The organism is Streptomyces sp. NPDC107528 (assembly GCF_055639295.1).
In genome coordinates this window covers 233,700-254,441 of the sequence record NZ_JBVKAV010000004.1, presented here as the reverse complement: position 1 = coordinate 254,441, position 20,742 = coordinate 233,700, and the positions used below count along the sequence as shown (strand labels likewise).

At 71.5% G+C, this 20,742-nt stretch carries 20 protein-coding genes; 9 read left to right on the top strand and 11 right to left on the bottom strand.

All coding sequences use genetic code 11. From position 1 onward, the window contains the following. Window positions 1-219 precede the first annotated feature (219 nt). Entirely contained in the window at window positions 220-960 is a 741-nt protein-coding gene (locus tag ACZ7L5_RS14795; protein ID WP_471516944.1) for a DUF4232 domain-containing protein, read from the top strand. A gap of 63 nt (window positions 961-1,023) precedes the next feature. Here the strand turns inward: ACZ7L5_RS14795 and ACZ7L5_RS14790 are convergent, their stop codons facing one another. Together ACZ7L5_RS14790 and ACZ7L5_RS14785 are read right to left on the bottom strand one after the other, a co-directional pair. After that, window positions 1,024-2,775, bottom strand: coding sequence for a transglycosylase domain-containing protein (locus tag ACZ7L5_RS14790; protein ID WP_471517346.1), 1,752 nt, complete (start codon window positions 2,773-2,775; stop codon window positions 1,024-1,026). 20 nt (window positions 2,776-2,795) lie between these two features. Beyond that, window positions 2,796-3,866 (bottom strand): sigma factor-like helix-turn-helix DNA-binding protein, encoded by a 1,071-nt coding sequence (locus tag ACZ7L5_RS14785; RefSeq protein ID WP_471516943.1) that lies wholly within the window; start codon window positions 3,864-3,866, stop codon window positions 2,796-2,798. A gap of 260 nt (window positions 3,867-4,126) precedes the next feature. Here ACZ7L5_RS14785 and ACZ7L5_RS14780 point away from each other — a divergent pair, with 260 nt between their 5' ends. Further along, window positions 4,127-4,642: a SigE family RNA polymerase sigma factor gene (locus tag ACZ7L5_RS14780; protein WP_362386229.1), complete on the top strand. Its 516-nt coding sequence runs from the start codon at window positions 4,127-4,129 to the stop codon at window positions 4,640-4,642. Continuing rightward, window positions 4,632-5,384 carry a hypothetical protein gene (locus ACZ7L5_RS14775; protein WP_471516942.1) on the top strand — a complete coding sequence of 251 codons (753 nt, stop codon included), beginning with the start codon at window positions 4,632-4,634 and terminating at the stop codon, window positions 5,382-5,384. Before ACZ7L5_RS14780 ends, ACZ7L5_RS14775 begins: the two co-directional genes overlap by 11 nt. A 50-nt stretch (window positions 5,385-5,434) precedes the next feature. Here ACZ7L5_RS14775 and ACZ7L5_RS14770 read toward each other — a convergent pair whose 3' ends face one another. The 3 genes from ACZ7L5_RS14770 to ACZ7L5_RS14760 form a co-directional block, all read right to left on the bottom strand. Further along, window positions 5,435-7,405: a protein-arginine deiminase domain-containing protein gene (locus ACZ7L5_RS14770; protein WP_471516941.1), complete on the bottom strand. Its 1,971-nt coding sequence runs from the start codon at window positions 7,403-7,405 to the stop codon at window positions 5,435-5,437. Window positions 7,406-7,500: 95 nt separating this feature from the next. Then, entirely contained in the window at window positions 7,501-8,256 is a 756-nt protein-coding gene (locus ACZ7L5_RS14765; protein ID WP_471517344.1) for a hypothetical protein, read from the bottom strand. Window positions 8,257-8,599: 343 nt separating this feature from the next. Continuing rightward, on the bottom strand, window positions 8,600-8,887 hold the full coding sequence (locus ACZ7L5_RS14760) for a hypothetical protein (protein ID WP_471516940.1): 288 nt from the start codon (window positions 8,885-8,887) through the stop codon (window positions 8,600-8,602). Between the two features lie 24 nt (window positions 8,888-8,911). Between ACZ7L5_RS14760 and ACZ7L5_RS14755 the strand changes: the two genes are divergently transcribed. Both ACZ7L5_RS14755 and ACZ7L5_RS14750 read left to right on the top strand, forming a co-directional pair. After that, window positions 8,912-9,232, top strand: coding sequence for a hypothetical protein (locus tag ACZ7L5_RS14755; RefSeq protein WP_471516939.1), 321 nt, complete (start codon window positions 8,912-8,914; stop codon window positions 9,230-9,232). 95 nt (window positions 9,233-9,327) lie between these two features. After that, on the top strand, window positions 9,328-9,762 hold the full coding sequence (locus tag ACZ7L5_RS14750; RefSeq protein ID WP_471516938.1) for a DUF5994 family protein: 435 nt from the start codon (window positions 9,328-9,330) through the stop codon (window positions 9,760-9,762). 36 nt (window positions 9,763-9,798) lie between these two features. On the opposite strand, the gene ACZ7L5_RS14745 is transcribed toward ACZ7L5_RS14750, so the two are convergent. The 5 genes from ACZ7L5_RS14745 to ACZ7L5_RS14725 all read right to left on the bottom strand — a co-directional run bounded on the left by ACZ7L5_RS14745 (window position 9,799) and on the right by ACZ7L5_RS14725 (window position 14,366). Next, window positions 9,799-10,149 (bottom strand): helix-turn-helix domain-containing protein, encoded by a 351-nt coding sequence (locus ACZ7L5_RS14745; RefSeq protein WP_471516937.1) that lies wholly within the window; start codon window positions 10,147-10,149, stop codon window positions 9,799-9,801. A gap of 165 nt (window positions 10,150-10,314) precedes the next feature. Further along, entirely contained in the window at window positions 10,315-11,844 is a 1,530-nt protein-coding gene (locus tag ACZ7L5_RS14740) for a DEAD/DEAH box helicase (RefSeq protein ID WP_365055908.1), read from the bottom strand. A 232-nt stretch (window positions 11,845-12,076) separates the two neighbouring features. Further along, a complete protein-coding gene (locus ACZ7L5_RS14735; protein WP_079661011.1) occupies window positions 12,077-12,280 on the bottom strand; it encodes a cold-shock protein in 204 nt (67 codons plus the stop codon). 448 nt (window positions 12,281-12,728) lie between these two features. Further along, window positions 12,729-13,502 carry a polysaccharide deacetylase family protein gene (locus ACZ7L5_RS14730; RefSeq protein ID WP_471516936.1) on the bottom strand — a complete coding sequence of 258 codons (774 nt, stop codon included), beginning with the start codon at window positions 13,500-13,502 and terminating at the stop codon, window positions 12,729-12,731. A gap of 195 nt (window positions 13,503-13,697) precedes the next feature. Further along, window positions 13,698-14,366 carry a TetR/AcrR family transcriptional regulator gene (locus tag ACZ7L5_RS14725; protein WP_471516935.1) on the bottom strand — a complete coding sequence of 223 codons (669 nt, stop codon included), beginning with the start codon at window positions 14,364-14,366 and terminating at the stop codon, window positions 13,698-13,700. A 151-nt stretch (window positions 14,367-14,517) separates the two neighbouring features. On the opposite strand from ACZ7L5_RS14725, the gene ACZ7L5_RS14720 reads away from it, so the two are divergent. Beyond that, on the top strand, window positions 14,518-15,549 hold the full coding sequence (locus ACZ7L5_RS14720) for a medium chain dehydrogenase/reductase family protein (RefSeq protein WP_471516934.1): 1,032 nt from the start codon (window positions 14,518-14,520) through the stop codon (window positions 15,547-15,549). 129 nt (window positions 15,550-15,678) lie between these two features. Then, window positions 15,679-16,263, top strand: a complete 585-nt coding sequence (locus ACZ7L5_RS14715; RefSeq protein WP_471517342.1) for an SRPBCC family protein — start codon at window positions 15,679-15,681, stop codon at window positions 16,261-16,263. 90 nt (window positions 16,264-16,353) lie between these two features. On the opposite strand, the gene ACZ7L5_RS14710 is transcribed toward ACZ7L5_RS14715, so the two are convergent. Continuing rightward, window positions 16,354-17,568, bottom strand: a complete 1,215-nt coding sequence (locus tag ACZ7L5_RS14710) for a L,D-transpeptidase (RefSeq protein WP_471516933.1) — start codon at window positions 17,566-17,568, stop codon at window positions 16,354-16,356. 218 nt (window positions 17,569-17,786) lie between these two features. Here ACZ7L5_RS14710 and ACZ7L5_RS14705 point away from each other — a divergent pair, with 218 nt between their 5' ends. Then, complete coding sequence (locus ACZ7L5_RS14705) at window positions 17,787-18,998, top strand: lipid II:glycine glycyltransferase FemX (protein ID WP_471516932.1); 1,212 nt, start codon at window positions 17,787-17,789, stop codon at window positions 18,996-18,998. 158 nt (window positions 18,999-19,156) lie between these two features. Further along, window positions 19,157-20,710, top strand: a complete 1,554-nt coding sequence (gene murJ, locus ACZ7L5_RS14700) for a murein biosynthesis integral membrane protein MurJ (RefSeq protein ID WP_471517340.1) — start codon at window positions 19,157-19,159, stop codon at window positions 20,708-20,710. The last annotated feature ends 32 nt before the right edge of the window (window positions 20,711-20,742 follow it).

Below are 20,742 nucleotides of genomic sequence, written 5' to 3'. Positions count from 1 at the left end.
CGACCCCGAACTCTCGCAACGAACCGCGCAAACAGGGTCGTTGCGAGAGGCTTCGCGTCCCGGAAAAGCGTTCCAGGACGACCGCGTTCTCCCTGCTCAGGGGGCGTTCCAGCGTTCCGGCGTCCCCAACTGCCCGGCATCCGTGGCCGCTGGGACGGATCACCGCACAAGCTTCGGTCATCCAGTCACCACCCACCGGAACACGAAGGGCACAGCCACATGTCGAACCTCCGCACCTCCCGCATCCGCCTCGCCGGCGCCGCCGCGACCGCAGTCCTCGCCACGCTCTCCCTGGGCGCCTGCAGCGACGGGACGGGCGTCAAGGAGGAGGGTGCCTCGACGACGGTGCAGCCCTCCGAGAACACGAACCCGGACTCCGGCACCGGTTCCTCGAACGCCGGCTCCGGCTCCTCCTCGAAGTCCTCGAAGTCCTCGAACTCCGCGGGCTCCTCGGGCGCCGAGACCTCCACCAACGGTTCGGGCACCGCGGCCCACACCCCCACGTCGAAGACGCCCGCGGCCTCCTCCGCCAAGCCGGTCACCTGTGAGGGCTCCAACACCAAGACGGTCGCCGCCCCGCTGAACCGCCCCCTGAACCACATGCTGCTCACGGTGACCAACACCGGCAGCAAGAGCTGCTACCTCTACGGCTACCCGGCCGTCCGCTTCGGCGAGGCCCAGTCCGTGCCCCCGGTCATCGAGGACTCGCAGCCCCAGGCCGTCGTCACGCTCCAGCCGGGCGAGTCCGGCTACGCCTCCGTGAATCTCTCGGCAGCCGACGGCAGCGGCACCAACGGCCACACCGTGAAGACCCTGTCCGTCTACTTCCAGGGCCGCTCCGGCAGCGAGAGCGTCGGCAAGGGCGCCCACCCGTCGCTGCCCGCGAAGGGTGTTCACGTCGACGACTCGCTCAAGGTCACGTACTGGCAGCAGGAGATGGACGACGCCATCAACTGGTGATGCGGCGCCGACGGCGCACCACCCTCCGTCCGGACATCGCAGCACCCGGGTGCCGTCGGCCGCTCACCCTGATGCAGGTGCCGAGGTAGGCGTCGACGAAGGGACCGATGAGGGCCGCCGGGCCGCTTGCTCGTCATCGGCGCCCGACGGGTCCCCCTTCGTGGCGGCACTCCAGATCGCCGTCGCCACGCTCTCCGCGAAGTCGGTCGGGGGCGGTTCGTTCGGCAGCCGGGCGGGGGTCGTCGTGCCCTTCTTGGTGCCGGCCCGGTCGGCGAACAGGGCGACTGTCAGGGTGAGGCGGCTGTCGTAGCCGGTGGTCCACACGGTCCGGCGGGCGGTTCCGCCGCCCGCCCCCTCGGTGGTGAACCCCTGGGTCTGCGCCGGGCGGACGCCCACGGGGATCGGCCCGCCCTCGGTCATCGCGCTCGCCACCATCGCTTCCTTCTCGCCCAGCACCTGCCGCACATCAGGCCGCGCCTTGTAGACCGTACGGCCCGCCCGGGTGATGCGCGCGACGGTGTACGGGGCGGCGTACTCACCGCCCGCCGCTACCGTCGCATAGGCCGACGCCAGGTTCAGCGGGGTCGGCGCCGGTGTCCTGAGCAGGGCGCGCAGCGGCTCGTCCGCCCGCGCCGGCATGGTGAACGGGTCCAGGGCGGTTCCCGCCTCCACCGCCCCGCTCACGGCGTCGTTGAAGGGCTGGCGCGCGTAGTCCGACCCCCCGTACAGCAGCCGTACCGCTCCGTCGCCCGGCACCATCCCGACGACCGCGGTGTGCACCCGCACCCCGTCCTTGCCGCCGGGATGCTCCGCGACCCGCTGTGTGGCGGTGTCCTGGAGGGCCAGGTCGAACGTGGTCGTCACGTTGTAGCCGCCGCTCGCGAGCTGGTCCTCGGTGATGCCGAGGCGGGCGGCGGCCTCCTTGGCGGCGACGTCGATCAGATACTGCCGCTGCCCCTCGGTCTCGCCCGGCGGATAGAACCGGAACGCCGGGAAACGCGCCGCCGCGCGCTGCTCCGCCGTGATGCTCCGGCTCGCCGCCATCGCGTCGAGCACCCACTCCCAGCGGTTGCGGAGCTTCGCGGTCACCTTCGGGTCGGAGCCCGCCTTCTCGTAGTACGAGGGGATGTTGACGATGGAAGCGAGCGCGGCTCCCTGCGCGACCGTCAGGTTCTTCGCGTCCACGCCGAAGTAGTTGCGTGACGCGGACTGGATCCCGGCGGCGCCCCGGCCGAAGTACACGGTGTTGAGATAGCCCTCGAGGATCTCGTCCTTGCCGCGGGTGCGGTCCAGCTTGATCGCGATGAGCGCCTCGCGCGCCTTGCGGGTCAGCGAACGCTCCGGGCTCAGCAGCGCGTTCTTCACGTACTGCTGGGTGATGGTGGAGCCGCCCTGCGGTTCGCCGCCCGTCACCGTGGCCAGCGCGGCCCGTGCGATGGCCCGCGGCGAAATGCCCTTGTCCGTACGGAAGGAGCGGTTCTCCGCCGCGATCACCGCGTCCTGCACGTGCCGGGGGACCGCCGACAACGGGACGTCCTGCCGGTCGACCGGTCCACGCCGGCCCAGATACGCCCCGTCCGCGTCGAGGAACACGGTGCTCTGGGTGACGGTCTCCGGGTGCGGCTTGGGAATGGCCGTCAAGTGGTACGCCACGACGGCCGTCGCGCACAGCGTCGCGACCAGCGCGAGGAAGGCGTAGAGCAGCCGGCGAAGCCGCCGGCCCCGGGTGCGGCGGAACCGGACGCGCAGGGGCACGCGTTCGCGGTGCCGGGGCGTCGAGGGCCTGCCCGACTTCCCGACCTTCTTCCTGCTCATCTTCAGCCACCGTGCCGTGTTCATATCCGCCACCATTCGCGGTCGGACCGTACGGCGACCTTGCCCGAGGCGTCGTACACGGTGACGATCCGCCCGTCCCCGCCCAGGGAGAGAAGCGTCTTCATGTCCTCACCGGGCAGCGGCGCGGGCGCGTACCAGACGCCCCAGCCCGGACTGCCCGCCAGGACGAGGACCTTCGCGGTGGTCGTGCCGTCGCCGGTTCTCACCTCGACGCGGCCCGGCTCGCCGCGCAGGCCGCGGAAGAGGCCCGAGAGGAAGAAGCCGCCCTGCACGGTGTCCGCCCGCGCGGACACGGCCGCCGCGCCGCCCGGTCCGTCGACGGCGAGGTGGTTGTCGTCCTGCGGGAGGGCGTCGGGCACCGACCAGTGCCCACCGTCGGCCGTGAGCCACACCCGCACCCCCGGCCCCACGGTCACCCGCTCGCCCGGCGCCACGACCCGGACCGGGCTCGTCGCCGAACGCTCGCCCCGGGCCCCGGACGCTCCGTCCCGCGCACCGCCCCCGATTCGGTCGGCGCTGAGGAGGGCGACCGTCACCGGCGTGAGCAGCGCCACGCAGGCCGTCGAGGTCACAGCGAGCCGGCGTCGCCGCCGGAGACGGCCCTGTGTCTGGAGGCCGGCCAACGGCACCTCGGACGGGACGAGGTCCTCGACGGCACGGGCGTACTTCTCGCGCAGCCGCACGGGTTCGTCGCCGGCCTCCTTCAACCCGTGCCGGGCATGCGCACGGACCGCACTCACGGAGCAGCCCAGCACCTGGGCGATCTCCGCGTCCGCCAGCCCCTCCCAGATCCGCAGCACCAGAACCGTCCGCCGGCGCGCGGCCCGCCTCCCGCGCAGCGGGCGCAGATGGCTCCGCACCAGACAGCGCCGCACATGGAAGTCCACGTCGTCACGCGGGACTCCGCGCCACCGCGCGCACATCCGCACCAGCGTTCTCCGCGCCAACTCCTCAGCCGCACCGGCGTCGTCGGTGAGCAGCCGCGCGGTCGCGACCAGCCGGGACCAGTGCGTCCGGGCGTAGGCGGCGAAGTCGGGGCCGGCGGGGAGTACGGCGTGGGTGGGTGGCACGTGGGGGGTCCTTCGGCTCGGGGACTGGGTCGTGGCTCGTGGCCGGATGCGCAGGTGCCCAACACCGTTCAGGAAAAGGGGAGCCTGAAACCCCCGTGCACCGTCTTCCTGATGGGTTGCGCTTCACTGGATGCGACCTACGCGATCCAGCGGGACCTACGGGACCTGTACGCACGGGCGAGGCGACCGGGTTGCAAGGAATCAGAAAAGAGCACGGATCCCGGTGGGGCATGGGAAGTGGGGAGTGGGGGGTGGCGGGCATGACCGAGGACGAGTTCGACGCCTTCTACGCGGCCGCGTTCCCTCGGCTGACCGGACAGCTCTACGCCTTCACCGGGGACCACGGCGAGGCCCAGGACGTCGTACAGGAAGCGTTCGTACGGGCCTGGGACAGGCGCAAGCAGTTTCTGGCGGACAGTGCGCCCGAGGCGTGGATCCGCACCGTGGCCATGCGGCTGGCGGTGAGCCGCTGGCGGCGGGCGAAGCGCTGGCTGGAACTGGTGCGGCGCACTCCGCCGCCCGACTCCACGCCCGGGCCCGGGCCCGAGCACACCGCGCTCGTCGCCGCCCTGCGCGAACTGCCCGAGGCACAGCGGATGGCGATCGTCCTGCACCATTTGTGTGATCTGACCGTGCAGCAGGTAGCCTCCGAGACCGGCGCGCCCGTGGGGACGGTCAAGGCGAGGCTGGCGCGGGGGCGGGCCGCGCTGGCGGAGCGCCTTGCGGAGGACGGGGCCGACGAGCCGGTCCGGAAGGAGAGCGGACGTGTCCGATGAACTCTCTGCCGCACTGCGCGAGTTGGCTGCCGCCGAGGCGACCCAGCCGGTCGCAGCCGGCGCCGAGATCCGCGGCCGGGCGCTGCGCCGCAGACGCCGCCGCCGTGTCGCGGCGACTCTGGGTGCGGGAACGGCAGGCCTCACCGCACTGGCCGTCGCTGTCACGCTCCACCTCGGCGGAACCCCGCACGACCCGGACCGGCTCCGCACCCCGGCCGCGACCCCGGCCGATCCCTCCTTGCCCTCCGCACCGACCCCGACCGGCCCGGAGCCCGTCTCCGGCACCCTCGACCTGCCCGGGCGCACGCTCACGTTCGGCGGCCGGCTGATGTCGGTCCTGTGGGAGTCGGCACACGACGCCCCGGTGCTCCCGACGACCTCGATGACGGTGGTCACGAAGCAGGAGCAGCGAGACCTGCCGGTCGACATCCCTTCCAAGGACCGTGCCGTGGTGGACGTCCCGTACGTGGTCGAGCTGCGCGACGACAAGGACCAGCCGCTCTACGTCGGCGCCTTCACCTCACAGCTCAAGGCCCTGACCGGCTTCCGCGTCGGCGGCGGCCTGATCGCCCTCGGCCCCGAGGACGCCAAGTCGTTCTACGCCCGGGTCGGCCTGGGCGAACGCATCGCGGTGAGTACGGGAGCGACCCCGACCTCGACCCCGACGGCCGATCCCTCGGCTGCTGTGTCGGTGCCGGGGGAGGGGCGCCAGCCGCGCCCGAACCGGCCCAGCCGTACGTGACGGCCGGGCCGGTTTTCGGCTGGGGTCGGATGACGGCCATCCGCTGACCGTCACCGCGTCGGGAGCCGCCACCACGCGGCCGACGCGTCGCGCAGGGTGTTGGTGCCGCAGTGCACCTCGCCCATGCCGAGGTGGTAGGTGTACCAGTCGTCGATGTACGACACCTGCAGGCCGGCCTTCCGGTACACGGCGGTCACCGCTTCCGTGAAGAGGTCCTTGCCGTTGACGACGGGTCCCCACTGGCGCGGGGCGAGGTAGCGGTCGCGGCCCAGGAGCACGCCGTTGACCGCTCCGGGAACGTACGCGCTGGTCGTCACCGTCGTCGGAGCCGCCGCACGCGGGGCGGCCGGGTTCTCGGCGAGCCACTTCTGCTGGCCGTTGTCCTTGAGGCCGTTCACGAGGTCGGAGCCGGCGCCCATGCGCGTCAGACGCGGCACGGGAACCTCCTCGCCCTCGGCGGTCAAGGCCTCCGAATCACGGGTGTACAGGGCCGGTACGCGCACGATCTCGGCGTCGGTGACGCCCGTCTCGCGCTTGAGGATCTCCAGGTTGGCCGCGATGCGCCGGGCCGCCATCTCGTTGTCGGCCACCAGGTGCGGGGAGGCGAGCGCCTGGTCGATGGTCTCCTTCGGCGCCGGGGTGTCGGCGCGGCCCGGGACGGAGAACATCTTCGTCGTGCCGTGGCCGTCGCGCTTGGCGTCGCGCAGCAGCCGCAGCCCCGCCTGCGGGTCGGCGACGCCGATGCGCCAGCCGCGCGGGGTGTCGGCGGGCAGGAACTGCACGAACTCGTCGACATGCCCGACGCCCAGCCAGGAGGTGTCCAGCAGCAACGGGTCCTGCATCCCCTGCGACTTGAGCATGGTGCGCATCACCTTCGACGGGCGCGCCCCGCTGTCCTTGCGCTCGCCCATGATGATGCGGCCGGCCGGGAAGGAGCGCCCGCCGTGGCTGTAGGGCGGGATGGTCTCCAGGTTGCCCATGGAGTCGAGCGACCAGTCGACGGGTTCCACCGGGTCGGTCACCTCCACGACGCTGATGTCCCGGCCGCGCACCTTCTCGAACAGCTCCCGCCCGGCGTCCCGGTACGGCTGGGCGGAGCGCAGCATCACCCGCATCACCTGCCGCTTGCCGTTCGGCCCGGTCATGCTGACGTAGGCCGGTTCGACGAAGTCCTGGGCCCAGCGGTCGGCGTACTTCTCGAAGGTGACCAGCGGCGTGGTGATCCCGGCCTTCTTGACCTCCTTCTCGAGCGCGGTGACGAACTCCCGCTGAAGGCGGCTGTCCGGGCCGTCGCCCTGCACCTTGGACACCATCACCTGCTGGGTGTTCTGCAGGTGATGCTGGGTCAGCAGCGGCGCCACGCGCAGGGTGACCGCGTCGGTGGTGGACGTCTGCCCGGACGTCACCGTCAGCCGGATCACCACCCGCCCGTCCCACTTGGCGCTGTCCCGGACGATGTCGGTGGCCTCGACGCCGAACTCCGCACCGGAACGCAGTTCGGCGGCGGTCAGCCGGGTCTCGGACGTCACCAGGACCCAGGCGCCGGCCCGCTTGAGGAAGAGGTGCGTGTGCTTGCCGCCCGTGGTGATCTTCAGGCTGCCCTTGGCGCCCGCCGGGAGGCCGGCCACGGGCACGGAACGGACCCGGGCGAGGTCGGCGGCGTCCGCGCTGCCGTTGACCTTCTTGTCCGTTCCGTCGTTGCACGCGGCCAGCTCGGCGTCGGACAGCGGTCTGCCGCCCGGGCCGGAGACGGGGCACCGTTTGGTGTCGTCGTCGATGTTGGGCAGGTATACGGCCCCGCGCTCGACCGACCAGCGGTCCTCGCGGTATGTGTCGGTACCGCCGGTGACATCGACGCGCCCGTCGCGGTTCACGTCCGCGCGCAGATCGGCGCCCGCGGACGGTCCGGCGACGGGGGCCGAGTGGGCCGGCCCCGCCAGCACGGATCCCGCGGCGGCGAGAGCCAGGACGAGAGAGCCGGCGGGATACGGGCGTATGCGGATGCGTGAGCGTGAACGCACGGCGCTTTCCTCTCAGTTGAGTGAGCAGTTGTGGGGGTGTCGTCGTGCAAGAGGCGGAACGATGCGCTGTGCGTTCACTGTGAGGCGCGACTTACTCAGTGGTCGTCGCGGATGCTGGTCGCGATGCCGTTGCTGATCACGACCTCGGCGCTGAAGCCCTTCTTGGCGGCCGCCTCCAGTTCGGCCTCGGTGCACTCGGTGCCGCCCTCGCCGCCCGCACCCGTGTTCACGGCATCGCAGATGTCGTCGTAGCCCCGGATCTCGGTGTCCTCGGCGATGAAGAACTGCTGCTCCACGCCCTTCATGTCGGAGACCGTGTACTTGCCCGGTGCGAGGTAGGAGACGTTGCCGAACCAGGTTCCGTCGACGCCCTTGCCGTGCCGCTCGGTCACCAGCGTCGCGATGCCGTTCTTCATCGTCACGTCGGCGTTCACGGCGTCCTTCTTGGCTGCCGCCTCCAACTGGTCCAGCGTGCACGGCGCGTCCACCTTGGCCGCTGCCTCGCCGCAGATCGTTCCGGCGCCGTAGACCTCGGTGTCGTCGGCGACCAGGAACTGCTGGTCGCCCTTGCCCGGTACGGACACGATGTACTTGCCCGGTGCGAGATAGGTGACCTCGCCGTCCGTGAACGAGCCGCTGACGCCCTTGGAGTTCCTGGAGTCCTGGGTGGCCTCGGTGCCCTGGGTGCCCTTGGATCCCTTGGAGTCCGGCGCCTTGTCCGCGACCGCCGTCGCGCCCGTCCCGCTCTTGCCGGCCGAGTCCACGTCGGAGCCGTTCTGGCACGCCGTCATCAGCAGCCCGGCGGTGATCGCGGTGGCGGCGACGACGGCGTTGCGCAGGTGGCGGTTCATCACGGGAGGTTCCTTCCGAGGCGGGGATAGTGGGGAGCCGGCGGCGTTCACCGCCGGTTTCCCGCTCTGTACCGACTAGGAGGAGCGCCCCGGCCCGCAGGTCACGCCCGTCTGCCCTTCAGGACACCCCCGTGGCATGGCCGTGACACAGCAACACCTGCGGCCGGCGCCGCGCGGTGCGGTGGCGCTGCGGGTCGACGGTGCGTGGTGGCCCCGCTCCCGCAGCTGCTGACGGAACTCCCCCCGCTGATCGGCGCTTTGCCGGAGAAGTGGGGGAAGAACGTCGGCGTCACCGTGAACGCGCAGATGTGGGCGGATGCGCCGGGCGGATACTCGTCGGCCATCACGTCGTACGGCTGCGCAGGGAGTCCGTCCGGCGGCGCCGGTACACGGTGTGCCTGCCCGCCCCGGACCAGGGCCGGCGGGACCTGCTGGTCGTGCCCCCGGAGCCGGCCGCGGTGGACGCCGAGTACCTGATGTCGGCCGTGGCGTCGTACGGCCCCTCCCCGTCCCACGAGGCCCTTCGACCCCGGAGGCCGGTCGTCAGGAGTACGGTTGAGGAGCCGAGGGTTTGTCGCATGCCGGTGCTCAGACCGGTCTCGTCCCCGGCCCGCAGTACGACACGGGCCACTCGGGCCCGGGGCAGGGTTTCGCCATGGCACCCCGTACGACACTCGAAGCCACGCACCGCCCCCGCCGCCCGGAGACCGTGGACGAGCCGAGCCGGCTGAGCGCGCGGAGCAGGGTGGAGGTCCGCATCGTCGCCGAGGACCCCGAAGCGGCCAGGCAGGTCGCGGACGCGCTTCGGCTGCTGTTCGCCGGAGCCGAACAGCGCAGTTATCCCGAGGGCCCCTCAGGGACGGGAACGCGACTGCACCTCACGCTCGACACCTCGCACACCGGGGGCCCGCTCCGTTCCTGGCTCGACACCAGCAGACCACCGGCCGACCAGTCCCACCCGGACGAGACCGTCTGACGGCTCCCGCCCCTCGTGTCCCGCTTCGGCGGGAGCGGGGTGCCGACCGACTCACCCCGCCCGCCCGAACCGTTCGTTCTCGCCCTGGAGTTCGCATGCCCTTCGCCCCGCAGCCCCCGCCCGCTTCCTCCTCGGACGTCCGGCTGAGCCTCGCGTCCCAGTCGGCGCACGGCCGGATGCCCCGGCTCATCGACGGAGCCTGGTGGCCCCGCTCCTACGACCTGATGTCCGAACTTCCCGGACTGCTGGGCGGACTGCCGCCTGCCTGGGGACAGATCGGCAGCGTCACCGTGAACGGCGTCGGCTGGTCGCCGTTCCCGGGACGGATGCTCGTCGCCAACCAGGTCGTACGCCTGCACCTGACGAATCATCCGCAAGCCCCGCCCACCGTCTGCCTGCTCGCGCCGGGCCACGGCCGGTGGGATCTGCTGGTGGTGTCGCCCGACACCGGGCAGGCGACTGCCGGACGGCTCATGGACGAGGCCGCGAGGGGGATCACCGCGGCGGACGGCGGGGAACAGGCGGCCTGAGGCGCGCCCGCGCCCACGTGATCGGCTCGAACGCGGTCAGCCCGAACCGGGACCGGAACTGTCGGACGCTTCGTTCGCGGCACGCCGGTACGCGGCGTTGATGCGCTGAGCTTCCTCGAGCTGGTCCTCAAGGATGACGATGCGGCAAGCAGCCTCGATCGGAATTCCCCTGTCGACGAGCTCGCGGGCGCGGGCGGCGATCCGCAGTTGGTAGCGGGAGTACCGGCGGTGTCCGCCCTCCGAGCGCAGGGGGGTGATCAGGCGAGCCTCGCCGATGACCCGGAGGAAGCCAGGGGTGGTGCCGAGCATTTCGGCGGCCCGGCCCATGGTGTACGCGGGGTAGTCGTCGTCGTCCAAACGATCGCTGAGCGGAATATCTGCTGCCATGTCACCTCGTTGTGCAACGCGTCGAGGGGCCCTGATGCCGTACGGCACCACGGCGCCGGAGGGCATTCAACACCATCCGCGACGCGGCCGTACGACGGTGAGGGCCCTGCCGAAGCGCGTCGGCAGGGCCCTCACCGGGTCTTGAGTGGCGGTTTTCCGGCGACTCTAGGCAGCCGAGCCGAAGCCGGTCCGCCGCTGCGCCCTGCGCTGCGCGGCTTCGCCGAGGGGCCGGCCCTGGCCGCCGTTGCCCCGGCGGCCCCGTCGGCCCTTGGACGGGGACGAGGCGTTACGGGGACGTTCCACGGTCGGCGCGGTGACGACGACCGGGATGCCGGAGGGCGCCTGGGCACCGGTGATGCGGCTCAGCTCCGCCTCCCCGGACCGTACCTGGGCCACCCGGGGGGTGATGCCCGCCAGAGCCATCAGCCGGTTCATGTCGCGACGCTGGTCGGGCGTCACCAGGGTGACGACGCTGCCGGACTCGCCGGCGCGTGCCGTACGACCGCCGCGGTGCAGGTAGTCCTTGTGGTCACTGGGCGGATCCACATTGACGACCAGGTCGAGGTTGTCGACGTGGATTCCGCGCGCCGCGACGTTGGTCGCCACCAGTACCGTCACATGCCCGGTCTTGAACTGGGCCAGGGTCCGCGTGCGCTGCGGCTGGGACTTGCCACCGTGCAGGGCCGCGGCGCGGACACCGCTGCTCAGCAGGTGCTTGGTCAGCCGGTCCACCGCGTGCTTGGTGTCGAGGAACATGATCACTCGACCGTCGCGCGCCGCGATCTCGGTGGTCGTGCGGTGCTTGTCGGCGTCGTGCACATGGAGGATGTGGTGCTCCATCGTGGTGACCGCGCCCGCCGACGGGTCGACGGAGTGGACGACCGGGTCCGACAGGTAGCGGCGGACCAGGAGGTCGACGTTGCGGTCCAGGGTGGCCGAGAAGAGCATCCGCTGCCCGCCGGGACGCACCTGGTCGAGCAGGGCGGTGACCTGGGGCATGAAGCCCATGTCGGCCATCTGGTCGGCCTCGTCGAGGACCGTGATGTCGACGGCGTCCAGCCGGCAGTCGCCCCGGTCGATGAGGTCCTTGAGCCGGCCCGGCGTCGCGACGACCATCTCGGCCCCGGCGCGCAGCGCGCTCACCTGCCTGCCGATGGACATGCCGCCCACGATCGTGGCCAGCCGCAGGTTCACGGAGCGGGCGTACGGGGTGAGAGCGTCGGTGACCTGCTGGGCGAGCTCGCGGGTGGGGACGAGGACGAGGGCGAGCGGCTGCCGCGGCTCGGCGCGCTGACCCGCGGTACGGGCCAGTACGGCGAGGCCGAAGGCGAGGGTCTTGCCGGAGCCGGTGCGGCCACGGCCGAGTACGTCCCGGCCGGCCAGGGAGTTCGGCAGGGTCGCCGCCTGGATCGGGAACGGCACGGTCACGCCTTCGCGGCCGAGCGTGGCCAGCAGCTGCGCCGGCATGGCGAGATCGGCGAACGAGTCGACGGCGGGCAGTCCCGGCGTGATCGTCTTCGGCGGCGCGAACTCGCCCGATACGGGCCGTCCGGCCTGCCGAGTTCCATTGCCCCGGGAACGGCGCGGACCACCGGAGCGGCCGGCGCCTCCTCCGACGCGGTCGGATGTGCGGGATGTGCGGGATGTCCGCTCGGATGTCCGCTCGGATGTACGGGATGTGCGGGCACGCTTCATGCGAAACCTTCCTTGATGAGGCGCGTATCAAGGAATTCCCGCAGCAGTTGAGCGGCGCAGAGAATCTCGAGACGAGCCGAAGTCGATACGGGCTGACTTGAACCGACGGGGAATGCGTCACCGTCCGGTGACGTGGTGGAACCTTCCCGTCGTGCGCCCTGAAATGCAGCGAGCCGGGGCCCGCACCCCAGAGGTGCGGGCCCCAGCTGCGAAGTATGCGTCAGTGCCGATGTCAGGCGTTGACGATGTTCTCGGCCGTCGGGCCCTTCTGGCCCTGCGCGATGTCGAAGGACACCTTCTGGCCTTCCTGCAGCTCGCGGAAGCCCTGGGCGGCAATGTTCGAGTAGTGGGCGAAGACGTCGGGGCCGCCGCCGTCCTGCTCGATGAAGCCGAAGCCCTTTTCCGCGTTGAACCACTTCACGGTGCCAGTAGCCATTTTATTTCCCTTCGAGGCGGTGTCAGGAATTTGCACTGTGCGAATTCCGTGTCGCCGTGATGATTACCCCGTCGGAAATAAACCTTCTGGCAACCACACCTGCAACTCCGCTCGACAGTAGCACGGTGCGATCGGCCCTGCACGGTCGATAATTTCGTTCGGTCGGCGGCCGGGGAATATTCGCCGTGCCCCGCTCCTATTTCTCATTCCACGGGGACAGATATTGCTCCGCGCGGGCTGCCGCCTTCCGGCCCTGGACTGCCGCCCGCAGCCCTGTGACCTCCGACGACGGGAGATTTGTCCCTGTTGCCGGCGCCGGCGGACGGCACACCGGCGAACGGGCCGGGACTCCACTGCCGCGATGAAAGTCACATCCTCCGCGAGGGGCGAAGCGAACCCGTGTTCGCGCCGGCGAGATCATGGTGAGGGGCACCGCGACCGAGGCCGCTCAACGCACCGGAAACCCGCAGGAGTAGCCCTGCTCCTTGAGCCAGGGGAGGATCCGGCGCAGGGCCTCGACGGTCTGGGAGCGGTCGCCGCCCGCGTCGTGGAAGAGGACCGTCGGCCCGTTGGGCAGCTCCTGCTCGACGGTGGCGACCATGGCGTCCGTGCCCGGCCGTTCGAAGTCCTTGCTGTCCACGTTCCAGCCCAGCGGGCGCATGCCCCGGGAGGCGGCGAGCTTGCGGCTGTAGGGAGTGAAGGCACCGCCGGGCGCCCGGTAGTACAGCGGCCGTACGCCCCCGGACGCCTTGGTGATCATGCGTTCGGCGTCGAGGATCTGCTGGGACTGGTAGGCCTCGGACTGCTTGTCCATGGTGGTGTCGTGCGACACCGAGTGGTTGCACAGCAGGTGCCCGGCCGCGACCACCTTCTTCACGAGGTCGGGGTGGGCCTGCGCCTGCGTCCCCACCATGCAGAACGTGGCCTTCACCCCGTACTCCCGCAGCACGTCGAGCACTTGAGGGGTCCACACGGGGTCGGGGCCGTCGTCGATGGTGATGTTGACGCCGCGCGCCCCCTTGTCGGAGGCGTGCACGATGGTCTCCGCGACGGCCTTGACGTCACTGCCCGGCTTGGCCGACACGGTGGCCTTCGGCGACGGGGCCCCCACGGCATCGGCCTGCGCGGTCCACAGTGAGGCACCGGTGGCGAGCAGGGTCACCCCGAGCGCCGCCCCGACCAGCTTGCCGTACCAGCCCCGTCCGCCGCCGTGCCGTGCCATGTCCGCCCCGCTTTCGCGCAGTTCCTCGCCGATGCCCGGTCACCTTGTGACCACATGGCAGGACGAGGGGCGGCGGTCATGGGATGCGTCCGTTACCGATCACGGACAATCTCGGGGGAGTTCGCGGACAACTCGTCGAGCCGGGGCCGCAACCGTGCCGGTCGGCGGAGCCGGCGGCCCAGCTCGACTCGTAGCTCAACTCGTCGGCGGACCGGCCAAGTCGTCCAGTTCGGCGGCGAAGAGCTGCGCCGGGTCGAATCCCATACCGGCGAACTGGCCGGCGAGTTCCAGGGACAGCACGCCGTGCAGCCGGCTCCAGAAAGTCAGGGCCCGGTGGAGGGCCGCGGGCGGGGCGGGATGGCCGCGTGCCCAGTCCCGGTGGCCTTCCAGGTACGCGTCGAACGGCGCCGCCGGACCGTCCGAGGGTGCCGCCGAGGGCAGTGCGGCACAGGCGTCCAGGATGGTCGCCATGATCTCGGAGGAGGTCGCGGTGGTGTCGTCGGGCGCGTGGTAGCCGGGGACGGGTGTGCCGTAGATGAGGAAGTAGCGGTGGGGGTCCTGAAGGGCCCAGCCTCGCAGGGCCTGCGCCAGCCCGGTCAGGTCGGCGCCGGCCTCCGAGGCGGCGCGGAAGGTGTCGGCGAGGCTTCGGTACGCGTCTCTCACGAGCTCGGTGATCAGCTCGTCACGGCCGCTGAAGTACCGGTACAGCGCGGGTCCGCTCATGCCCATCTGCTTGGCGATCGCGTTGAGGGAGAGCGCGGACGCGCCCGCCGTGGCGACCTGCTCCCATGCGCGTTGCTTGATCTCCGTTCGCACCTGGGCGCGGTAGCGCTCGCGCGGGGTCGTCGTGCCCTGTTCCGCCACTGACCTGCCACCTTTCCGTACCGCTGCGCTCCACTCGAAGCGTTCTGTTAGAGGTTATCACTGAAGCTATTGACTCTCCGCGACGCGATGGGTTAGAACTTATAACGAACACGACAGCGCATAACCGATCGGGAACGCAGTGGAGGTCACCATGGGCACCGAAGGACTCGTCGAGGTCGTTCTGCCGGGCAAGGTCGAGCCCGAAGGGCTTCGGATCCGGCACGGAGCCGTCCCCGCCGCGGGCCCGGGCCAGGTCGTGATCCGGATGGAGGCGACGGGCGTCTCCTTCGCCGAGCAGCAGATGCGACGCGGCCGCTACTACGACCAGCCGGCCTTCCCCTTCGTGCCCGGCTACGACCTCGTGGGCACGGTGCTGACGACCGGCCAGGGCGTCGAGCCGGACCTGGCCGGCACCCGGGTCGCCGCCCTGGTCAAGGTCGGCGGCTGGGCCAGCCACGTGGTCGTCGACGCGGCGGACGTGGTGCCGGTGCCGGACGGGATCGGCGCGGCGGAGGCGGAGACCCTCGTCGTCAACGGCGTCACCGCCTGGCAGATGCTGCACCGCAAGGCCCGGGTCCGGGCCGGGCACACCGTGGTGGTGCACGGTGCCAACGGCGGGGTCGGATCGGTCCTGGTCCAGCTCGCCCAGGCCGCGGGCGCACGGGTGATCGGCACGGCGTCCGCTCGCCACCACGACGCCCTGCGGGAAAGGGGAGTCGCCCCCGTCGACTACCGCGCCGACGATGTCGCCGCTCGGATCCGCGAACTCGCCCCGCACGGGGTGGACGCCGTCTTCGACCACGTCGGCGGCGCCGGCATCGTCGACTCCTGGCGCCTCCTCGCCCCCGGCGGCACGCTCGTCTCGTACGGCAGCGCCTCCACCCGGGACGACGAGGGCTCCAAGCAGATGCCCGTCCTCAAGCTGCTGGGCCGGGTGTGGCTGTGGAACGCGCTGCCCAACCGCCGCCGGGCGTACTTCTTCAACGTGTGGGCCGGCCGGGCCCTGGCCAAGAACCGGTTCCGGTCCCGCCTGCGCGCCGACCTCACCCAGGTCTTCGCCGCACTCCAGCGCGGTGAGGTCAGCGCCCAGATCGCCGCGCAACTGCCGCTGGCCCGCGTCGCCGACGCCCTTCGGCTGGCCGAGTCGGGCACCGTCGCCGGAAAGGTCGTCCTGAACCCGTAGCAAGCCGCCGAGCGCCCGGCCGCCCGTTCACACCGACCGACCGATCAACCCACCAGAGAGAGGCATCCCATGTTCAGCAACAGCCCGTCGAACGCCACCGTCCAGCAGCCGCGCCGGCACCGGAGCGTCATGGCCGCGGTCACCGTCGCACTCGCCGTCACCGGCGTCCTCGCAAGCACCGTCCCGGCCGCCCAGGCGACCCCGCACAGCCGCCCGTCCCAGTGCGGCGGTCGCGGCGTCGACAAGGACGCCGTCATCCGCTACGAATCCGACGTCTTCATCAAGGCGCCCCTGAGCACCATCTGGAAGCTCCAGACCGACGTCGAACGCTGGCCGTCCTGGCAGGCCCCCGTCCTCACCGCCGAGCGTCTCGACCAGGGCCGTCTGAGGGCGGGTTCGCAGTTCCACTGGACGACCCCCGCGCCCGCCACCCCCACGACCCCCGCCACCACACTCTCCATCACCTCGACCGTCCAGGAACTCCAGCGCCACAAGTGCATCCTGTGGAGCGGACCCGCGATCGGTGAGGGACTGCGCATCGACGAGGGCGTCCACCTGTGGACGTTCAAGAAGGTCAAGGGCGGCGTACGCGTCCACACCGAGGAGACCTGGACCGGCGACCAGGTCGAAGCGGACGTGCCCACCGCCACCGAGGCACTCGGCTGGGGCCTCGAAGCCTGGCTGCGCGACCTCAAGGCCACCGCCGAAGGCTGACGTACGTGACGCACGGCAAGCAGGCCCAGGTCGGCTGACCTGGGCCTGGGGCCGTGTCTCAGCAAGCTGTGTCTCCGCGCAAGCCGTGTCTCAGCGCAGGGCGCTCTTCCCCTGCCACTCGCTCCACGACAGGTTCCACGCGCCGAACCCGTTCCCGGGCGCGACAACGCCCTTGGTGTCCTTGCCGGTGATCTCGAACGGGTCGCCGGGCCGCACCTGTCCGTAGAACCAGGCCGCGTTCGCGTCGCTCATTCCTATGCATCCGGAACTCTGGTTGGCGTTGCCGAAGTAGCGGGCGTTCCAGGGGGCGGCGTGGGCGTACATGCCCGACCAGGTCAGCCGCATCGAGTAGTCGACCATCTTGTCGTAGGCGTCGCCGAGGCCCACCGTCTCGGAGTTCATGTTGATCGTGCCCTCCTTGGCCATGAGCACGGCGGTTCCGCGCCAGGAGCGCTTGTCACCGCCGGGTGTGCCGCCGGAGACCGGTATGCGGCGGACCGTCTCCCCGTCGCGGACGAGGGCGAGCTGGTGACGGTCGAGGTCGACCTTGACGATCTGCCGGGCGCCGATGGTGAAGGTGGTCGTGTAGTCGCGTACGAACCAGCCGCCGTCCGCGCCCGAGTCGGTGCCGTTCAGTTCGGCGTTGAGTGTGACCTCGGTGCCCGGCTTCCAGTACGTCCGGGGCCGCCAGTCCACCCGGTCCCCGCCCGACCAGTCGCGTATCCAGCCCCAGGAGCCCTCGGTGGCGTTCGAGGTGGTGATCCTGAGCTGCTTCTCGACCTCGGCCTTGTTGCTGACCGGTCGGTCGAAGACCAGGGAGATCGGCTGGGCGATGCCGACGGTGGCGCCGGCACCGGGCCGCCAGTCGACCTTGTTGACCTTGTCCGCCGCGGCCGTGGTGAAGGCGGCCCTGGTGCTCTCGGCGGTTCCGCCCTCGGTCCTGGTCGCCGCCGTCACCTCGTACGACGCACCGGGTACGGCCTTGCGGTCGGAGAGCCACGACCGGCCGTCGGCGGCGACCTTGCCGGCGAGCCGGTGGCCCTCGGCGTCCGTGACGGTCACCGAGGTGAGTCTGCCGCCGGAGGCCGTGACCCGCACGGGCTCGCCCGCCGGGACCCGTTCTCCCGTGGGCGTGACGGTGACCGTGACAGGGCGTTCGTCGGCGCTCGGCCTCACCTTGCCGTCCGGGGCGCTGGGCGAGCCGCTCGACGAGCAGGCGGCGAGCGGTGTCAGCAGGGCGGCCGTGGCGGCGGCCACGACGGTGGCCCGGACGCGGGCAGGGGCGAGTACACGGGTGCGCGACAACGGGACCTCCGGGAGGGGCGATGACGGGGTGGGTGAGTCGGCGATGTCGTGACTGTAGAGCCGGGAAACCCGAGGTCAGCCGCTATGCGGCTATGTGACGGCGGCTGGTGAGGAACGGTCATGGTCCGGTCACATTCGCCGGACGGAGCGGTCATGGGCCGCTGTGAACCTCCTGTGTGTCCCCGCGACAGGCCCGGGGAGAAGGAGAGGTTCAGACTGTGTCAGCGCTGCTCGTGCCGCCCAGCCGCGTGCCCCAGGCACGGAACCGGGACGTGGTCCTGCGAACCGTCACCGCGGAGACCTACCGCGCCTTCCTCGCGTCCCCCGCCGGTACGGCCCTCGGCGCCGGCTTCCTGCAGTGCCCGTCCTGGGCCGACGTCAAGGAGGGCTGGCGCTCCCGACTGCTCGGCTGGGGGCCCGACCCGGAGGCAGGTCAACTGACGGGCGTGGCCCTGGTGTTGCTGCGGCAGTTCCCCGGTACCCGTAAGTACTTCGCCTACCTGCCCGAAGGACCCGTCGCCGACTGGAGCGACCCCGACATCGACGGCTGGCTCGGTCCGCTGCTGGAACACCTGCGCCGCGCGGGCGCCTTCGCCGTGCGCATCGGCCCGTCGCCCGCCTACCGGCGCTGGGACGCCGCCCTGCTCAAGCCGCTCGCCGGTCCGGGCCGGCGCCTCGGCGACGTCCTCGCCAGCGAGGTCGACCCGCTCGGCGCCGCCGTGGCCGAGCGGCTGCGGGCCCGGGGCTGGCGCCGCTGCGGCGGCGACGGGACCGCAGGGGACGGCACCGGCGGGGACGGGGACGCCCAGCCCCGGCACGTCTTCCACGTGCCGCTCGCCGGACGCACCCCCGAGGACCTGTGGTCCGGGCTCAACCAGGAGTGGCGGCGCAATGTCCGCCGAGCCCAGAAGGAGGGCGTGGAGGTGGTGGTGGGCAGCGCCGCGGAACTCCCCGAGTTCTACCGGCTGCTCGGCATCACGGAACGACGCGACGGTTTCCGGCTCGGCCGCTCGCTCGCCTACTACGAGCGCCAGTACGCGGCGCTCAACGCCGAGGAACCGGGCCGGATGAAGCTGTACCTCGCCCGCCACCGGGGAGAGATCCTCGCCGCCCACACGATGATCACGGTGGGCCGCCGGGCCTGGTACCAGACCGGCGCCTCGGCCGACCACCGCCGCGAGGTCCGCCCCTCCAACGCCCTGCAGTGGCGGATGCTGCAGGACGCCCACGCGCTCGGCGCCCATGTGTACGACATGCGCGGGGTACCCTCCACACTCGATCCTGGCGAACGTGCGTACGGATTGCTGCGCTGGAAGCTCGGCACCGGGGGACGGGTCGTCGAGACCTTGGGGGAATGGGAGAGACCCTTGGCCGGCAGCGCCAACCACACGCTTCACCGCGCCTTCCAGGCGTACCTGAACCGCCGATGAAGCAGACGACGCCGACTTCAACGGCGCCACCGGACGGCACGGCGAGCACGGAGAACACGGAGAGCGCGGAGAGTGCGGAAGGGACGAGGGCGGAAGCGACGAAGGCTGCCTCCCCGGCTGCCTCCCCGGCCTCCTCCGCGGCACGCGGCAGCGCCGTCATGGCCGCCGGTTCCCTCGTCTCCCGGGCCACCGGTTTCGCCCGTTCCGCCGTCGTCGCGGCAGCGGTCGGCACCATCGGGCCCGTTGCCGACGGCTACGCGGTCGGCAACTCCCTGCCCACCATCGTCTACATGCTGCTCCTCGGCGGCGCGCTGAACGCCGTCTTCGTGCCCGAGCTGGTCAAGGCCGCCAAGGAGCACGCCGACGGGGGCGCCGCGTACACCGACCGGCTCGTCACCGTCTGCGTGATCGCCCTGCTGGCCATCACCGCGACCGCGGTCTGGGCGGCCCCCGCGATCATCGACGCGTACACCGACTACACCGGCGAACAGGCGGCCATGACCACCGCGTTCGCCCGGTACTGCCTGCCTCAGATCTTCTTCCTCGGGCTCTTCACGCTGCTCGGTCAAGTGCTCAATGCCCGCGGCCGGTTCGGCGCGATGATGTGGGCGCCCGTCCTCAACAACGTCGTCGTCATGACCGTCTTCGGCGTGTACCTGGCGCTGGCCATGGGCGACGGGGACACGCTCACCGCGACCGAAACCGCCGTCCTCGGCTGGGGGACGACCGCCGGCATCGCAGTCCAGGCCCTCGCCCTCGTCCCCGCCCTGCGCGCGGCCCGCTTCCGCTGGCGGCCCCGTTTCGACTGGCGCGGCAGCGGCCTGACCCGCCCCCTGCGAGCGGCCGGCTGGCTGGTGCTGCTGGTCCTGGCCAACCAGGCCGCCTACTGGGTCACCACCCGGCTGGCCACGACGGCGGGCCTGGACGGCGGCCCCGGATTCGGCGCGTACAACAACGCCTATGTCCTGTGGGTCGTACCGCACGGCATCGTCACGGTCTCCGTGGTGACCGCGCTGATGCCCCGGATGAGCGCGGCAGCCGCCGACGGGGACACGGCCGCCCTGCGCGGCGACGTCTCCCACGCCCTGCGGGTCTCAGCCGCCGCCGTCGTACCCGCCGCCTGCGCGCTCTTCGCCCTCGCCCAGCCGGTGATGGCCCTCGTCTTCGGATACGGCAGGACCAGCGCCGCCGACACGGCCGCCATGGCCGCCATCCTGATGGCCTTCGCGCCGGGACTCGTCGCCCTGTCCGGCCAGTACGTCCTGTCCCGCGCCTTCTACGCGCTCTCCGACACCCGTACGCCGTTCCTGCTCAACCTCGTGATCGTCGCCCTCAACGCGGGACTGTCCGTGGCCGCCGCGCACCTGCTGCCGGCCCGCTGGGCCGTGACGGGCATGGCGGCGGCCTACTCGCTGGCGCAGTGCGGGGGCTGGGCGGTGACCGCCCGGGTGCTGAGCCGCCGGCTCGCCGTCGCCCGCCCCCTGCGGTCGTCCGCCGTCGGCGCCCACGTACGGCTGTTGCTCGCGGCCGTCCCCGCCACCTCGCTGAGCCACCTCGCGGTCCTGGGAACCGTACCGGCGGGGCCGGTGGTCTCCACGGTTGCCGGCGCGACCGCCGTCATCCTCACCTTCGCCCTGCTCGCCCGTCCGCTGCGGCTCGCCGAACTCGAAGCGCTGCTCGCCGGCATACGCCGACGACGGACCCGGACCTGACCTGACCCGACGATCACCTCTGATCACCATCG

What these genes read in the sequence shown, in the direction of transcription:
- ACZ7L5_RS14795 (WP_471516944.1), top strand. Translation starts at nt 220, where the DNA reads ATGTCGAACCTCCGCACCTCCCGCATCCGCCTCGCCGGCGCCGCCGCG.
- ACZ7L5_RS14790 (WP_471517346.1), bottom strand. Translation starts at nt 2,775, where the DNA reads ATGAGCAGGAAGAAGGTCGGGAAGTCGGGCAGGCCCTCGACGCCCCGG.
- ACZ7L5_RS14780 (WP_362386229.1), top strand. Translation starts at nt 4,127, where the DNA reads ATGACCGAGGACGAGTTCGACGCCTTCTACGCGGCCGCGTTCCCTCGG.
- ACZ7L5_RS14765 (WP_471517344.1), bottom strand. Translation starts at nt 8,256, where the DNA reads ATGAACCGCCACCTGCGCAACGCCGTCGTCGCCGCCACCGCGATCACC.
- ACZ7L5_RS14755 (WP_471516939.1), top strand. Translation starts at nt 8,912, where the DNA reads ATGGCACCCCGTACGACACTCGAAGCCACGCACCGCCCCCGCCGCCCG.
- ACZ7L5_RS14750 (WP_471516938.1), top strand. Translation starts at nt 9,328, where the DNA reads ATGCCCTTCGCCCCGCAGCCCCCGCCCGCTTCCTCCTCGGACGTCCGG.
- ACZ7L5_RS14745 (WP_471516937.1), bottom strand. Translation starts at nt 10,149, where the DNA reads ATGGCAGCAGATATTCCGCTCAGCGATCGTTTGGACGACGACGACTAC.
- ACZ7L5_RS14740 (WP_365055908.1), bottom strand. Translation starts at nt 11,844, where the DNA reads ATGAAGCGTGCCCGCACATCCCGTACATCCGAGCGGACATCCGAGCGG.
- ACZ7L5_RS14735 (WP_079661011.1), bottom strand. Translation starts at nt 12,280, where the DNA reads ATGGCTACTGGCACCGTGAAGTGGTTCAACGCGGAAAAGGGCTTCGGC.
- ACZ7L5_RS14730 (WP_471516936.1), bottom strand. Translation starts at nt 13,502, where the DNA reads ATGGCACGGCACGGCGGCGGACGGGGCTGGTACGGCAAGCTGGTCGGG.
- ACZ7L5_RS14720 (WP_471516934.1), top strand. Translation starts at nt 14,518, where the DNA reads ATGGGCACCGAAGGACTCGTCGAGGTCGTTCTGCCGGGCAAGGTCGAG.
- ACZ7L5_RS14715 (WP_471517342.1), top strand. Translation starts at nt 15,679, where the DNA reads ATGGCCGCGGTCACCGTCGCACTCGCCGTCACCGGCGTCCTCGCAAGC.
- murJ (WP_471517340.1), top strand. Translation starts at nt 19,157, where the DNA reads ATGGCCGCCGGTTCCCTCGTCTCCCGGGCCACCGGTTTCGCCCGTTCC.